Raw genomic sequence first — 15,051 nt, 5'->3', positions numbered from 1 at the left:
GTCGGCATCGGCGGCGACCCGGTCAAGGGCACCGAGTTCATCGACGTGCTGGAAATGCTGCTGGCCGACCCCAAGACCGAATCGATCATCATGATCGGCGAGATCGGCGGTTCCGCCGAGGAGGATGCCGCCCAGTTCCTCAAGGACGAGGCCAAGCGCGGCCGCAAGAAGCCGATGGTCGGTTTCATCGCCGGCGTCACCGCCCCTCCCGGCCGCCGCATGGGCCATGCCGGCGCGATCATCTCGGGCGGCAAGGGCGACGCTGGTTCCAAGACCGAGGCGATGAAATCGGCAGGGATTACAGTGTCCCCGTCGCCCGCCCGCCTCGGCCATACGCTTGCCGAAAAGTTGAAAGGCTAATTCAGTTCTTCGTGCTTTTCCGGGCGAAGTTTCGCAGCAAATAGGGTAAAGGGTGCCTATCGCGTCGAGCCCTGTCGGGGGAGCTCGGCGCCAGCGCCGTTTGTTATGCGCGAACCGAAATCGCCAGGAACTCAAGTATGTCTCGCCAGGACGCGAACGCAGCCTTTGCCCTGTCATCCTTTTTGCAGGGCACCAACGCCACCTACATCGACGAAATCTACGCCCGCTACCAGAAGGACCCGTCTTCGGTCGATGCCGAGTGGCAGGAGTTCTTCAAGAGCCTGAACGACGCGCCTGCCGACATCAGCAAGAACGCGGAAGGCCCGTCCTGGGAGCGCGACAACTGGCCGCTGACGCCCAGGGATGACCTGACCTCCGCCCTCGACGGCAATTGGGCCGAGGTCGAGAAGGCGGTCGGTGCCAAGATCGCCGCCAAGGCGCAGGCCAAGGGAGGCGAGAAGGGCGGGGACATCTCCTCCGCCGATCTGCTCCAGGCGACGCGCGACTCCGTCCGCGCCCTGATGCTGATCCGCTCCTACCGCATGCGCGGTCACTTCCATGCCAAGCTCGATCCGCTCGGTATCGAGGCCCCGCGCAACCGCGAAGAGCTTGATCCACGCACCTACGGATTCACCGAGGCTGATTTCGACCGCAAGATCTTCCTCGATCACGTGCTCGGTCTCGAATACGGCACCTTGCGCGAAATCACTGCGATCTGCGAGCGCACCTACTGCCAGACGCTCGGCGTCGAGTTCATGCACATCAGCAATGCCGCGCAGAAGGCCTGGATCCAGGAGCGCATCGAGGGACCCGACAAGGAGATTTCGTTCACGCGCGAAGGCCGCAGGGCCATCCTGCAGAAGCTGGTCGAAGCCGAGGGCTTCGAGAAGTTCTGCGACACCAAGTTCACCGGCACCAAGCGCTTCGGCCTCGACGGCGGCGAAGCCCTGATCCCCGCGCTGGAGCAGATCATCAAGCGCGGCGGCAATCTCGGCGTGAAGGAGATCGTGCTCGGCATGCCGCATCGCGGCCGCCTCAACGTGCTGACGCAGGTGATGGGCAAGGCGCACCGCGCCCTGTTCCACGAGTTCAAGGGCGGCTCGGCCAATCCTGACGCGGTCGAAGGCTCGGGCGACGTCAAATATCACCTCGGCGCCTCCTCGGACCGGGAGTTCGACGGCAACCGCATCCATCTGTCGCTGACCGCCAACCCCTCGCATCTCGAGATCGTCGATCCCGTGGTGCTCGGCAAGGTGCGTGCGAAGCAGGACCAGCACGGCGATCCCCCGGACATGCGCATCTCCGTGATGCCGCTGCTAATGCACGGAGACGCCGCGTTCGCAGGCCAGGGCGTGGTCGCCGAGTGCTTCGGCCTGTCCGACCTGAAGGGCTACCGCACCGGCGGCTCCGTGCACTTCATCGTCAACAACCAGATCGGCTTCACCACCTATCCGCGTTACTCGCGCTCCTCGCCCTATCCGTCTGATGTGGCGAAGATGATCGACGCGCCGATCTTCCACGTGAACGGCGACGATCCGGAGGCCGTCGTGTTCGCGGCCAAGGTCGCGACCGAATTCCGGCAGAAGTTCCACAAGCCTGTCGTCATCGACATGTGGTGCTATCGCCGCTACGGCCACAACGAGGGCGACGAGCCCGCCTTCACCCAGCCGGTGATGTACAAGCGGATCGCGGCCCATCCCTCGACCCTCACGCTCTACTCCAAGCGCCTGATCGCCGAAGGCGTGGTCACCGAGGGCGAGGTCGACAAGCTGAAGGCCGACTGGCGCGCCCGGCTCGATGCCGAGTTCGAGGCCGGCACCTCCTACAAGCCGAACAAGGCCGACTGGCTCGACGGCAAGTGGGCCGGCTTCAAGATCGCCGACCAGGAAGAGGATGCGCGCCGCGGCGTCACCGGCGTCGACCTGCCGATCCTGAAAGACATCGGCCGCAAGATCACCAAGGTGCCGGACGGCTTCCGCGTCCACCGCACCATTCAGCGCTTCCTCGATAACCGTGCCAAGGCGATCGAGAGCGGCAACGGCATCGACTGGGCGACCGGCGAGGCGCTGGCGTTCTGCACGCTGCTCAACGAGAACCACCACGTCCGGCTATCAGGACAGGATTCGGAGCGCGGCACCTTCTCGCAGCGCCATTCGGTCCTGATCGATCAGGAAGACGAGAGCCGCTACACGCCGTTCAACCATCTCGGCAACGAGCAGGGCCATTACGAGGTCATCAACTCGCTGCTGTCGGAAGAAGCCGTGCTCGGCTTCGAATACGGCTATTCGCTCGCCGAGCCGAACACGCTGACGCTGTGGGAAGCCCAGTTCGGCGACTTCGCCAACGGCGCCCAGGTCGTGTTCGACCAGTTCATCTCCTCGGGCGAGCGCAAATGGCTGCGCATGTCCGGCCTCGTCTGCCTGCTGCCGCACGGCTATGAGGGCCAGGGACCGGAGCACTCCTCGGCGCGCCTCGAGCGCTTCCTGCAGATGTGCGCGGAAGACAACATACAAGTGGTTTACCCGACCACGCCGGCGAACTACTTCCACGCGCTCCGCCGGCAGCTGCATCGCGAGATCCGCAAGCCTTTGATCATGATGACGCCGAAGTCGCTGCTGCGACACAAGCGGGCGGTGTCGCGTCTCGACGAGCTGGCGAAGGGGACGACCTTCCACCGCATCCTCTATGATGACGCCCAGATGCTGCCGAACGAGGCGATCAAGCTCGTTCCGGACGAGAAGATCCGCCGCATCGTGCTGTGCTCCGGCAAGGTCTATTACGACCTCTACGAGGAGCGCGAGAAGCGCGGCATCGACGACATCTATCTGATGCGCATCGAGCAGCTCTATCCGGTGCCGCTGAAGGCGCTGGTGGCCGAGCTGTCGCGCTTCAAGAAGGCCGAAGTGGTGTGGTGTCAGGAAGAGCCCCGCAACATGGGCGCCTGGCACTTCATCGAGCCCTATCTGGAATGGGTGCTGAACCAGGTGAACGGCGCGAGCCGGCGTCCGCGTTATGTCGGCCGCGCCGCTTCCGCTGCGACCGCAACGGGTCTGATGTCCAAGCATCAGGCTCAGCTGAAGGCGTTCCTGGACGAAGCACTGAGCTGAGAAGTTTTTTTTTAGGACTCTGTCATTGCCCGCCCAGTGCGCAATTGCGCACAGGGGCGGGCAATCCAGTACGCCGTGACTTTCGTGATCAGAACGAAAGCCGCGGAGTACCGGATGCCCCGCCTTCGCGGGGCATGACGGATGAAATTCATGACCGCTACCTGCGATCCCCTTGAGGAAGAGACCATGACTGAAATTCGTGTGCCGACGCTCGGCGAATCCGTCACCGAGGCCACCATCGGCCGCTGGTTCAAGAAGGCCGGCGACCCCGTCGCCGTCGACGAGCCCCTGGTGGAGCTCGAGACCGACAAGGTCACCATCGAAGTTCCCGCGCCCTCCGCGGGTACCTTGAGCGAGATCATCGCCGCCGACGGCGCGACCGTTGCGGTCGGTGCGCTGCTCGGCCAGATCACGGAAGGCGCCGCCGGTGCAGCCAAGCCGGCCGCCGCGCCGGCCAAGCCCGCCGCTGCTCCCGCCGCAGCCGCTGCGGCTCCGGCTGCTGCCGCCGCTGCGCCGAAGGCGCCGCCGGCCGATGCGCCGCTTGCCCCGTCGGTGCGCAAGCTCTCGGCCGAGACCGGTGTAGATGCCTCCACCGTTCCCGGCTCCGGCAAGGACGGCCGCGTCACCAAGGGCGACATGCTGGCCGCGATCGAGCGCGCCGCCTCCGCGCCGACGCCGGTCAACCAGCCCGCCGCCGCGGTTCAGGTCCGTGCGCCCTCGCCGGCTGATGACGCGGCCCGCGAAGAGCGCGTCAAGATGACCCGCCTACGCCAGACCATCGCCCGCCGCCTCAAGGACGTGCAGAACACCGCGGCCATGCTGACGACCTTCAACGAGGTCGACATGACCAACGTCATGGCGCTGCGCGCGCACTACAAGGACGCGTTCGAGAAGAAGCACGGCGCCAAGCTCGGCTTCATGGGCTTCTTCACCAAGGCCGTCGTGCAGGCGCTCAAGGACATCCCGGCGGTCAACGCCGAGATCGACGGCACCGATTTGATCTACAAGAACTATTACCACATCGGCGTCGCCGTTGGCACCGACAAGGGTCTCGTCGTGCCCGTGGTGCGCGACTGCGACCAGAAGTCGATCGCCGACATCGAGAAGAGCATCGCCGACTACGGCCGCCGCGCCCGCGACGGCCAGCTCAAGATCGACGAGATGCAGGGCGGCACCTTCACCATCACCAATGGCGGCATCTACGGCTCGCTGATGTCGACCCCGATCCTGAACGCGCCGCAGTCCGGCATTTTGGGCATGCACAAGATCCAGGAGCGGCCGATGGTCGTCGGCGGCAAGATCGAGGTCCGCCCGATGATGTATCTGGCGCTGTCCTACGATCACCGCGTCATCGACGGCAAGGAAGCCGTCACCTTCCTGGTGCGCGTCAAGGAGAGCCTGGAAGACCCGGCGCGGCTGGTGCTGGACCTCTGATCCCTGATGCTCTGACAGCGCCGTCGCTCCCCGCGACGGCGCATGTCGAACAATGGAGGTGCGCATGACCGATAAAGTCGTTGTCATCACCGGCGGCAGCCGCGGTATCGGGCGGGCGACCGCGCTTGCGGCGGCTGCGCGCGGGTACCGCGTCGTGGTCGGCTATGCCAGCAACAAGAAGGCGGCCGACGAGGTTATCGCGCAGATCGAGGCCAGCAACGGCAAGGCCGTCGCAGTGAAATGCGATGTCGCCGAGGAAAGCGACATCCTCGCGCTGTTCAAGGAAGCCGACATGTTCGGCACACTGGGCGCGCTCGTCAACAATGGCGGCATCGTCGGCAAGAGCGGCGTGCGCGTCGACGAGATGTCGGCCGAGCGCATTCAGCGCGTGATGGCGGTCAACGTCACCGGCTCCATCCTCTGCGCGCGCGAGGCGGTCAAGCGGATGTCGACCAAGCATGGCGGCAAGGGCGGCGTCATCGTCAACCTGTCCTCGGTGGCGGCGCGTCTCGGCGCACCCAACACCTATGTCGACTACGCCGCGTCAAAGGGCGCGGTCGATTCCTTCACCGTCGGTCTCGGTTATGAAGTCGCGAACGAAGGCATCCGCGTCGCCGCGATCCGTCCCGGCCTGATCGATACCGAAATTCACGCCGCGGGCGGCGAGCCCGATCGCGCCCATCGCCTGGCCCACATGGTGCCGATGAAGCGCGTCGGCACCGCCGACGAGGTCGCCAACGCCATCGTCTGGCTGATCTCGGACGAGGCCTCCTACGTCACCTCAGCTATTCTCGATGTGTCCGGCGGACGCTGACGCGCCGCGCGGACGCATTCTCATCACGCTAAACTCACGGGACTTTCTCTCATGGCATCCTACGATCTCGTCGTCATCGGCACCGGACCGGGCGGTTACGTCTGTGCAGTGCGTGCAGCCCAACTCGGCATGAAAGTCGCCGTGGTCGAGAAGAACGCCACCCTCGGCGGAACCTGCCTCAATGTCGGCTGCATGCCCTCGAAGGCGCTGCTCCACGCCTCCGAAATGTTCGAGGAAGCCGGCCATTCCTTCGCCAAGATGGGCGTCAGCGTTTCCGCCCCGAAGCTCGATCTGCCGGCGATGATGAACTTCAAGCAGCAGGGCATCGACGGCAACGTCAAGGGCGTCGAGTTCCTGATGAAGAAGAACAAGATCGACGTGCTCAAGGGCACCGGCAAGATCTTGGGGACGGGTAAGGTCGAAATATCCGCCGACGGCAAGTCGCAGGTGGTCGAGACCAAGAACATCGTGATCGCGACCGGCTCGGACATCGCGCGACTCAAGGGCATCGAGATCGACGAGAAGCGCATCGTCTCCTCGACCGGCGCGTTGTCGCTGGACAAGGTCCCCGGCAAGCTGCTGATCGTCGGCGCCGGCGTGATCGGCCTCGAGCTCGGCTCGGTGTGGAAGCGGCTCGGCGCGGAAGTCGTCGTGGTCGAATTCCTCGACCGCATCCTGCCCGGCATGGACGGCGAGATCGCCAAGCAATTCCAGCGCATCCTCGAGAAGCAGGGCTTTGCGTTCAAGCTCGGCGCCAAGGTCACCGCGGTCGACACCTCGGGCAAGACGCTGAAGGCAACCATCGAGCCCGCCGCAGGCGGCACGCCTGAGACGCTGGAAGCCGACGTCGTGCTCGTCGCCATCGGCCGCGTGCCGTTCACGGAGGCGCTTGGCCTCAAGGAAGCCGGCGTCGCGCTCGATGCGCGCGGCCGCGTCCAGATCGATCCGCATTTCGCCACCAGCCTGAAAGGCGTCTATGCCATTGGCGACGTCGTCGCCGGCCCGATGCTTGCGCACAAGGCCGAGGACGAAGGCGTCGCGGTCGCCGAGATCATCGCAGGCCAGGCCGGGCACGTGAATTACGACGTCATTCCGGGCGTCGTGTACACCACCCCGGAAGTGTCCTCCGTCGGCAAGACCGAGGAGGAACTCAAGCAGGCCGGCGTGGCCTACACCGTCGGCAAGTTTCCGTTCACCGCCAACGGTCGCTCCAAGGTCAACCAGACCACCGACGGCTTCGTGAAGATTCTCGCAGATGCGAAGACCGATCGCGTGCTCGGCGTGCACATCATCGGCCGCGAAGCCGGCGAGATGATCCACGAAGCCTGCGTTCTCATGGAGTTCGGCGGCAGTGCGGAGGATCTCGCGCGCACCTGCCACGCCCATCCGACGCGCTCGGAGGCGGTCAAGGAAGCCGCGCTTGCGGTCGGCAAGCGGGCCATCCATATGTAACGACGCGCCCAGCGCCGAACCGGGCGGGAAACACATGCTGCGCCGCCTTCTGCAACCGGTCTGGGTCCTGCTTGCGATCGTCTTCCTGATCGAAGCCTGGCTGTGGGATCATCTCGAGCCTGTTGTTGCCAAGGTCGTCGCAGCCATCCCGCTGGCGCGCTTCAAGCACTGGCTGACGGAGCGCGTCGATGCGCTGTCGCCCGCCATGACGCTGCTGGTGTTCGCGGTGCCCGTCGTCCCGCTGTTTCCGCTCAAGCTGGTCGGCCTGTGGCTGCTCGCGCATGAATACTGGACCGGCGCTTTCTTCACCATCGTGTTCGGGAAGCTGGTCGGCGTCGGTGTCACCGCCTTCGTGTTCGACGTCACGCGCGCTAAGCTGCTGGAGATGCGCTGGTTCGAGCGGATCTACGAACTCGTGCTGAAGGTGCGTGCCAAGGCCGCCGAGCTGGTCGACCCGATCAAGCGCCGCATCCGCGCGCTGATCGCCGGCGACGGCGAGGGGTGGTCGTCCCGAACGCTGCGCCTGATCCAGCGCTTCCGCAGGAGCGTGCACCAGGCGCGGTGAGCTGTCCGCCGGTTGTTCGGTACTATTTCCACATATTCGGTGTCATTGCCCGCGAAGGCGGGCAATCCAGTATTCCAGAGACGTCAGTGGTTGAGCCGAGAAGCCGCGGCGTACTGGATGCCCCGCCTTCGCGTGGCATGACATTGTCTCTGTGGTTGCCGTTGTTGCCTCGACACCTCAATGCAAATGCAGCAGGTGCGGCCACCACAATCCGAGCGCGGTCATGAACAGGCCGGCGAGCGTCAGCACGCCGCTGACGTAAGCCAGCGCCAGCATGCCGGTGATGATGGTGGCGGACGCCAGCACGATGCCGATCTGGAAGGCGGCCGAGGCCAGCTCGAAATGATGGTATTTTGCGGTCGCCTGGTCGCGCGCGTGCTCGGCGTGCTTGGCCTTGTCGGCGAGCTGCTCGGTGCCTTCGCCGGTCTCGGGCTCGGAGCGGTAGCGCGCCGCGGTCTTGGTCCAATCGTCGATCTGCTTCTGCACGGCGGGCTTCTGCGCCTCGTCCGCGGCAGCGAGCGTGAGCTTGCCCTGCTCGGCCGCGGTCACCACCACGGTGCGGCGGATGCTCTTGGCCTGGAAGAACGCCCAGAGATTGGCGGCCTCGACGTTCTTGCTGATCGATTCGGTCTGGGCGGCCTTGCCGAGCGTCTCCGAGATCGCCAGGAACAGTGCCAGCACGGCGATCAGGAGCGCGATCTTCTTGTTCGAGCCGGACGCGTGTTCGGCGTGCTCGGCATGCTCCATGCTTTCATGTGCGCCCATCAATCTCTCCTGTGCTGGTTCCCACGATTTGACCGAACCGTGGGCGCCGCGCAAGAGGCACGCGAGCTATGACAGCTTCATGTCAGCTTCACCGCCGCGGATGCGCGCTCGCATAGACTTCGAGCAGACGCTCGGAATCGATCCCAGTATAGACCTGCGTGGTCGACAGCGAGGAATGCCCGAGCAGTTCCTGGATCGCGCGTAAGTCCCCGCCGCGCGAGAGCAGATGCGTGGCGAAGGAATGCCGGAGCGCGTGCGGCGTAGCGCTGTCGGGAAGTCCCAGCGCGCCGCGCAGCCGCTCCATCGCGAGCTGGATGATGCGCGGGCTCAAGGGCCCGCCACGCGCGCCGACGAAGATCGGGCCGTCCGCCGGCAGCGGATAGGGGCACATCGCGACGTACTCCTGCACCAGCGCCAGCACGTTCTGCAGCACCGGCACCATGCGGGTCTTGTTGCCTTTGCCGGTCACGACCAGCACGTCGCCTTCGCCGGGCTTCGGCACCTCGCGGCGCTTCAGGCCGAGCGCCTCGGAAATACGCAGGCCCGAGCCATAAAGCAGCGCCATCACCGCGGCGTCGCGCGCGAGGATCCAGCTCTCGCGCTCCTCGCCGGCACGCTCGTCGGCATCGGCCAGCCGTTTTGCGGATGCCATCGGCAGCGGCTTCGGCAGGCTCTTTGCGACCTTCGGCGCGCGGATGGCCGAGAGTGCGCCGACCTTGCCCTTGCCCTCGCGCTCCAGGAAGCGACCGAACGAGCGCAGGCCCGCCAGCGCGCGCATCAGCGAGCGGCCGGCGATGTCGTCGGCCCGGCGCATCGCCATGAAGGCGCGCACGTCGGTGGCTTCCAGCGCCGCAAATCGCTCGAGCGTCACGCGCTCGCCCCAATGCGCACAGAGGAAATCCAGGCATTGCCTGAGGTCGCGGCCGTAGGCCTCCAGCGTCTTGGGCGACAATCGCCGCTCGGCGCCGAGATGCGACAGCCAGCGCGCCATCTCCTGCGCGATCGAGGGATCGGCGCTGGCGAGCTCGAGTCTTGGGGCGGCCGCTTTGGTCATGCGCTCTGGACGGGATGATTCCGCACAGTATATCGCATCACACTCGTTTATCGTTCGCTAAGGCCCGCCTGCGGGGCTAGCCTCGAGGCCTCAGGGTTCCGATTCTCCACCCATGGATCACGCACCGCGCAACTCCGCCTCCGCCCACGCGACCGGCATGGTCGACGTGCTGGTGCCGGTCGCGCTCGACCAGACCTACTCCTACAAGGTGCCGCGCGGGATGGAGCTGAAGGCCGGCGACCTCGTCAGCGTGCCGCTTGGGCCGCGCGAGGTGCTGGCCGTGGTCTGGGGCGAAAACGCCAATCCCGATCCGCGCCTGCACAACCGCCTCAAGGAGGTCAGCGAGAAGCTCGATATCCCGCCGCTGAAGCCGGAGCTGCGCCAGGTGGTGGACTGGGTCGCCAATTACACGCTGAGCCCGCGCGGCATGGTGCTGCGCATGTGCCTGCGCATGGGCGAGACTCTCGGCCCCGAGCGGGCGCGCGCCGGCGTGCGGCTAACAGGCGATCCCCCGAAGCGGCTGACGCCGGCACGTCAGCGCGTGATCGCGCTGCTGTCCGACCGGCTGCTGCACGCCAAGTCCGAGGCAGCCAGGGAGGCCGGCGTCTCCTCCGGCGTGATCGACGGCCTCGTCGACGAAGGCACGCTCACGGTGGAGCCGATGCCGCCGCCTCCGCCGCCGCCCGCGCCCGATCCGGAGTTCGGGCGGCCGGATTTTTCGCCGCTGCAGCGTGCCGGTGTGGATGCGATGCGCGCGCTCGCGGCCAACGGCACCTTCCACGTCGCGCTGCTCGACGGCGTCACCGGCTCGGGCAAGACCGAGGTCTATTTCGAAGCCGTGGCCGAGGTGATCCGCCGCGGCAGGCAGGCGCTGATCCTGATGCCCGAGATCGCGCTCACCGGCCAGTTCCTCGACCGCTTCGCGCAGCGTTTTGGCGTGCGGCCGATCGAATGGCATTCGGAGCTGACACCGCGCACCCGCGCGCGCAATTGGGCGGCGATCTCTGGCGGCACTGCGCCGGTCGTGGTCGGCGCGCGCTCCGCGCTGTTTCTACCTTACGCCGATCTCGGCCTCATCGTCGTCGATGAGGAGCACGACCAGGCCTACAAGCAGGACGACGGCGTGCACTACCACGCCCGCGACATGGCGGTGGTGCGCGGGCATATCGCCAAGATTCCGGTCGTGCTGGCGTCGGCGACGCCGTCGGTGGAATCGGAGGTCAATGCGCGCAAGAACCGCTATCAGCGCATCGCGCTGCCCTCGCGCTTCGGCGGCCAGCACATGCCGCATATCGAAGCGATCGACCTGCGCCGCGAGCCGCCCGCGCGAGGTCGCTTCATCTCGCCGCGGCTCGCCGGCGAGATCAGGACGGCCATCGAACGGCGCGAGCAGGCGCTGCTGTTCCTCAATCGCCGCGGCTATGCGCCGCTGACGCTGTGCCGTGCCTGCGGCCATCGCTTCGCCTGCACCATCTGCGATGCCTGGCTGGTGGATCATCGATTCCGCCAGCGCCTGGTCTGCCACCATTGCGGCTTCTCGATGCCGCGCCCGCATATCTGCCCGAACTGTTCGGCCGAGGAATCGCTGGTCGCGGTCGGGCCCGGCGTCGAACGCCTCCAGGAGGAGGCGGCCGCGCTGTTTCCGCAGGCACGCACCATGGTGCTGTCGAGCGATCTCATTACTTCGATCGAGACGATGCGCGTCGAGCTCGCCGAGATCGCGGAGGGCCGCGTCGACATCATCATCGGCACGCAGCTCGTGGCAAAGGGTCACAACTTTCCCAGGCTCAACCTGGTCGGCGTGGTCGATGCGGATCTCGGCCTGTCCAACGGCGATCCACGCGCCGCGGAGCGCACCTGGCAATTGCTCAACCAGGTGATCGGTCGCGCCGGGCGCGAGCAGGGCCGCGGCGTCGGCTATCTCCAAACCCATCAGCCCGATCATCCCGTGATGCGGGCCCTGATCGCCTGCGACCGCGAGGCGTTCTACGACAGCGAAATCGATCTGCGCGAGAAGACGCTCTATCCGCCGTTCGGCCGGCTCGCCAGCCTGATCATCTCCGCCGGCGACCGCCCCAGCGCCGAAGGCTTCGGCCGCAAGCTGGTGACGCTGGCGCCGCGGGACGAGCGCGTCGTGGTGCTCGGCCCCGCCGAAGCACCGCTCGCCGTCATCAAGGGCCGCTACCGCTTCCGCATCCTGGTGAAATCGGCCCGCGGATTCGATTTGTCGGACTATTTGCGCAACTGGCTCGCGGTCTGCCCGAAGCCGACGGGCAATCAGAAGCTCGAAGTCGACGTCGATCCGCAGAGCTTTTTGTAGGAGCCCACTGGCGCAGCAAACTCCGCTGTCATTCCGGGGCGATGCGCAGCATCGAACCCGGAATCCATCGGGCGGCAGAGTTGGTGGATGAATGGATTCCGGGTTCGCGCTGCGCGTGCCCCGGAATGACAGAACGTAAAAAAGCCCGCGGTCCCCCAAGACCGCGGGCTTGTTCATCTGCGCAGCAACTGACGAAAACTGCGCGAGGATCAGGCGCGGACCGCGCCTTACGAGACGACTTCCGCGGTGACGCGGCCGACGCCGCGGCTGGTGAGGCCAATGGCGCGGGCGGCACCCGTGGAGAGGTCGAGCACCCGGCCGCGGATGAATGGGCCGCGATCGTTGATGGTGACGACGACGCTCTGGCCGCCATGGGTGACGCGCAGCTTGGTGCCGAACGGCAGCGATCGGTGCGCCGCGGTCATGGCGTTCTGGTTGAAGCGCTGGCCCGAGGCGGTCTTGCTGCCGGACTCGTTGCCGTAAAAGGAGGCCATGCCGGAAAAGCTGCGCCCGGTGCCCGAGGTCGGCGTCATCGACGCATTGGCATTGCGCCAGTCGGAGGTCGCGTTGGTGTCGGTCTGGGCGTGGTGACGGTGATGATGATGATGCCGGTGATGCCGGGATTTGGCGGAAGCTTCGGTGGCGGCTGCACCGACAAGAAGAGTTGCGGCAACAAAAGTAATCGCCGTACGCGGCCGGGTCACGGAGCCCAGCGTCTTCAAACACAGCATTTATTGGTCCCTAAGCTAGTATTGCCACATATGTGGCAAGTGGAGCTCCCATCAGTTTGTGAGCGGTTTGGCGTTTCGATTCCCAATGAGGCGTGAATTGGGCAGTAAATCCGATATGTGTCGACATGAAATATCTTGTTACCGGCGCCTGATATTCCGGTGTTTCTCGCAAAACTTCGGCTTTAACGATTTATTAACTAAAGTATTACTTACGAATACTGTAGAGCGAAGTCATCGCCGCTGGCGTTTAGAATTCGGTAAGTATTCGGGGGTGGAACCGAAGGGGGCCTGAGTCACGCCTCAGCGATCCGTGTTCATGGCCGCTATGCGCTGGCGGCAGGAACTAACAGAGGTGCGCGGCGAGTCTATTTCCGCGACATGGGAGGTGGCGCGCAATCAGACGTCACTCTCCAGCCCTCACCCTCCAAGGCCTCGCTTGGCTGCGACGAACTGACGACAGAACCTCGCGCCTTTAATCCGGCGTCATGTTGCACCTGCGCACCTGCTATGTTAGCAAAGCCGCGATTTTAACGAGCCCGGCACGTCCCGCGCCGGTCGAAAATCGAAGTCCCGCTTGAATTCCAAGGGCTTGGATCGCTAGGCGCCGCTTCGTGGCGACGGTTTTTCCCTTGCGAGTTTGACAGCATAAAGAGCGCGTCTGTGGCTGCAGAAGATACGTCCGTTTCAGGTGTGTCCGGTCGTTATGCAACGGCCTTGTTTGAACTGGCCCGCGACCAGAATTTGGTCGACGAGGTCAAAGCCGATCTCGACAAGTTCGAGGCCCTGCTGAACGACAGCGCTGATCTCAAGCGCCTCGTCCGTAGCCCGGTGTTCGCGGCCGACGCCCAGTCCAGGGCCCTCTCGGCCGTGCTGGACAAGGCCGGTATCGCCGGCATCACCGCAAACTTCCTGAAAGTGCTGACGGCCAACCGCCGCCTGTTCGCGGTGGCCGACGTCATCCGGGCCTATCGCGCGCTCGTCGCCAAGTTCAAGGGCGAGACGACGGCCGACGTCACCGTGGCGGAAGCGCTCTCTGACAAGAATCTCGATGCCCTCAAGGTTGCCCTGAAATCGGTGACCGGCAAGGACGTCGCGCTGAACGTGAAAGTCGATCCCTCGATCATCGGTGGCCTCGTCGTCAAGCTGGGCAGTCGCATGGTGGATGGTTCGCTTCGCACCAAACTCAATTCGATCAAGCACGCGATGAAAGAGGCAGGCTGATGGACATCCGCGCCGCGGAAATTTCCGCGATCCTCAAGGACCAGATCAAGAATTTCGGCCAGGAAGCTGAAGTCTCCGAAGTCGGACAGGTGCTGTCCGTCGGTGACGGTATCGCTCGCGTCTACGGTCTGGACAACGTCCAGGCCGGTGAAATGGTCGAGTTCGAGAACGGCACCCGCGGCATGGCGCTGAACCTCGAGACCGACAACGTTGGTGTCGTTATTTTCGGTGCCGACCGCGAGATCAAGGAAGGCCAGACCGTCAAGCGCACCCGCGCCATCGTGGACGCGCCGGTCGGCAAGGGTCTGCTCGGCCGCGTCGTCGACGCGCTCGGCAACCCGATCGACGGCAAGGGCCCGATCCAGGCCGAGAAGCGCATGCGCGTCGACGTCAAGGCGCCCGGCATCATTCCGCGCAAGTCGGTGAACGAGCCGATGGCGACCGGCCTCAAGGCCATCGACGCCCTGATCCCGATCGGCCGCGGCCAGCGCGAGCTGATCATCGGCGACCGCCAGACCGGCAAGACCGCGATCGCGCTCGACACCATCCTGAACCAGAAGCCGCTCAACGCGCAGCCGGACGAGAACATCAAGCTGTACTGCGTCTACGTCGCGGTCGGCCAGAAGCGTTCGACCGTCGCCCAGTTCGTGAAGGTGCTGGAAGAGCAGGGCGCGCTGGAATATTCGATCGTCGTCGCGGCCACCGCGTCCGATCCGGCGCCGATGCAGTACATCGCGCCCTTCACCGGCTGCACCATGGGCGAGTACTTCCGCGACAACGGCATGCACGCCGTCATCATCTATGACGATCTGTCCAAGCAGGCCGTCGCCTACCGCCAGATGTCGCTGCTGCTGCGCCGCCCGCCGGGCCGCGAAGCCTATCCCGGCGACGTGTTCTATCTGCACTCCCGCCTGCTCGAGCGCGCGGCGAAGCTGAACAAGGACATGGGCTCGGGCTCGCTGACGGCGCTGCCGGTCATCGAAACCCAGGCCAACGACGTGTCGGCCTACATCCCGACCAACGTCATCTCGATCACCGACGGCCAGATCTTCCTGGAAACCGACCTGTTCTTCCAGGGCATCCGCCCCGCCGTGAACGTCGGTCTGTCGGTGTCGCGCGTCGGTTCGTCGGCGCAGACCAAGGCCACCAAGAAGGTCGCCGGCAAGATCAAGGGCGAGCTCGCGCAGTACCGCGAAATGGCGGCGTTCGCGCAGTTCGGCTCCGACCT

At 65.3% G+C, this 15,051-nt stretch carries 11 protein-coding genes and 1 pseudogene; 9 read left to right on the top strand and 3 right to left on the bottom strand.

Annotated elements, in window-relative coordinates; genetic code table 11:
* The 6 genes and pseudogenes from JHD07_RS15520 to JHD07_RS15495 form a co-directional block, all read left to right on the top strand.
* A pseudogene (locus JHD07_RS15520) lies at positions 1–360 on the top strand (succinate--CoA ligase subunit alpha); the annotation flags it as partial.
* 137 nt (positions 361–497) lie between these two features.
* Positions 498–3,467: a 2-oxoglutarate dehydrogenase E1 component gene (locus JHD07_RS15515; protein ID WP_291623675.1), complete on the top strand. Its 2,970-nt coding sequence runs from the start codon at positions 498–500 to the stop codon at positions 3,465–3,467.
* A 186-nt stretch (positions 3,468–3,653) separates the two neighbouring features.
* The gene (gene odhB, locus JHD07_RS15510; RefSeq protein ID WP_291623673.1) at positions 3,654–4,901 is read left to right on the top strand and encodes a 2-oxoglutarate dehydrogenase complex dihydrolipoyllysine-residue succinyltransferase; all 1,248 of its coding nucleotides are present in this window, start codon (positions 3,654–3,656) and stop codon (positions 4,899–4,901) included.
* A 64-nt stretch (positions 4,902–4,965) separates the two neighbouring features.
* Positions 4,966–5,715 (top strand): SDR family oxidoreductase, encoded by a 750-nt coding sequence (locus JHD07_RS15505; RefSeq protein ID WP_291623671.1) that lies wholly within the window; start codon positions 4,966–4,968, stop codon positions 5,713–5,715.
* 51 nt (positions 5,716–5,766) lie between these two features.
* Complete coding sequence (gene lpdA / locus JHD07_RS15500; protein ID WP_291623669.1) at positions 5,767–7,167, top strand: dihydrolipoyl dehydrogenase; 1,401 nt, start codon at positions 5,767–5,769, stop codon at positions 7,165–7,167.
* Positions 7,168–7,201: 34 nt separating this feature from the next.
* Positions 7,202–7,732 (top strand): hypothetical protein, encoded by a 531-nt coding sequence (locus tag JHD07_RS15495; protein ID WP_291623667.1) that lies wholly within the window; start codon positions 7,202–7,204, stop codon positions 7,730–7,732.
* A gap of 177 nt (positions 7,733–7,909) precedes the next feature.
* Here JHD07_RS15495 and JHD07_RS15490 read toward each other — a convergent pair whose 3' ends face one another.
* Entirely contained in the window at positions 7,910–8,497 is a 588-nt protein-coding gene (locus JHD07_RS15490) for a DUF4337 domain-containing protein (protein WP_291623665.1), read from the bottom strand.
* Between the two features lie 88 nt (positions 8,498–8,585).
* The gene (locus JHD07_RS15485) at positions 8,586–9,551 is read right to left on the bottom strand and encodes a tyrosine recombinase XerC (protein WP_291623663.1); all 966 of its coding nucleotides are present in this window, start codon (positions 9,549–9,551) and stop codon (positions 8,586–8,588) included.
* A 112-nt stretch (positions 9,552–9,663) separates the two neighbouring features.
* Here JHD07_RS15485 and JHD07_RS15480 point away from each other — a divergent pair, with 112 nt between their 5' ends.
* The gene (locus JHD07_RS15480) at positions 9,664–11,871 is read left to right on the top strand and encodes a primosomal protein N' (protein ID WP_291623660.1); all 2,208 of its coding nucleotides are present in this window, start codon (positions 9,664–9,666) and stop codon (positions 11,869–11,871) included.
* Positions 11,872–12,098: 227 nt separating this feature from the next.
* Here JHD07_RS15480 and JHD07_RS15475 read toward each other — a convergent pair whose 3' ends face one another.
* Entirely contained in the window at positions 12,099–12,602 is a 504-nt protein-coding gene (locus JHD07_RS15475) for a septal ring lytic transglycosylase RlpA family protein (RefSeq protein WP_291623658.1), read from the bottom strand.
* A 660-nt stretch (positions 12,603–13,262) separates the two neighbouring features.
* On the opposite strand from JHD07_RS15475, the gene JHD07_RS15470 reads away from it, so the two are divergent.
* Together JHD07_RS15470 and atpA are read left to right on the top strand one after the other, a co-directional pair.
* Positions 13,263–13,823 (top strand): F0F1 ATP synthase subunit delta, encoded by a 561-nt coding sequence (locus tag JHD07_RS15470; protein WP_291623656.1) that lies wholly within the window; start codon positions 13,263–13,265, stop codon positions 13,821–13,823.
* Positions 13,823–15,051 (top strand): F0F1 ATP synthase subunit alpha (gene atpA / locus JHD07_RS15465; protein WP_291623654.1); only part of this gene is annotated, 1,229 nt, incomplete at its 3' end. The genes JHD07_RS15470 and atpA, both read left to right, overlap by 1 nt.

The organism is Bradyrhizobium sp. (genome assembly GCF_016462955.1).
Lineage (GTDB): Bacteria > Pseudomonadota > Alphaproteobacteria > Rhizobiales > Xanthobacteraceae > Bradyrhizobium.
The sequence above is the reverse complement of the archived record's forward strand: the minus strand, read 5'-3'. Positions and strand labels throughout refer to the sequence as shown.

Coding starts and splice junctions, on each gene's coding strand:
- JHD07_RS15515 (WP_291623675.1), top strand. CDS start 498: ATGTCTCGCCAGGACGCGAACGCAGCCTTTGCCCTGTCATCCTTTTTG.
- JHD07_RS15485 (WP_291623663.1), bottom strand. CDS start 9,551: ATGACCAAAGCGGCCGCCCCAAGACTCGAGCTCGCCAGCGCCGATCCC.
- JHD07_RS15505 (WP_291623671.1), top strand. CDS start 4,966: ATGACCGATAAAGTCGTTGTCATCACCGGCGGCAGCCGCGGTATCGGG.
- JHD07_RS15475 (WP_291623658.1), bottom strand. CDS start 12,602: ATGCTGTGTTTGAAGACGCTGGGCTCCGTGACCCGGCCGCGTACGGCG.
- odhB (WP_291623673.1), top strand. CDS start 3,654: ATGACTGAAATTCGTGTGCCGACGCTCGGCGAATCCGTCACCGAGGCC.
- JHD07_RS15480 (WP_291623660.1), top strand. CDS start 9,664: ATGGATCACGCACCGCGCAACTCCGCCTCCGCCCACGCGACCGGCATG.
- JHD07_RS15490 (WP_291623665.1), bottom strand. CDS start 8,497: ATGGGCGCACATGAAAGCATGGAGCATGCCGAGCACGCCGAACACGCG.
- lpdA (WP_291623669.1), top strand. CDS start 5,767: ATGGCATCCTACGATCTCGTCGTCATCGGCACCGGACCGGGCGGTTAC.
- JHD07_RS15495 (WP_291623667.1), top strand. CDS start 7,202: ATGCTGCGCCGCCTTCTGCAACCGGTCTGGGTCCTGCTTGCGATCGTC.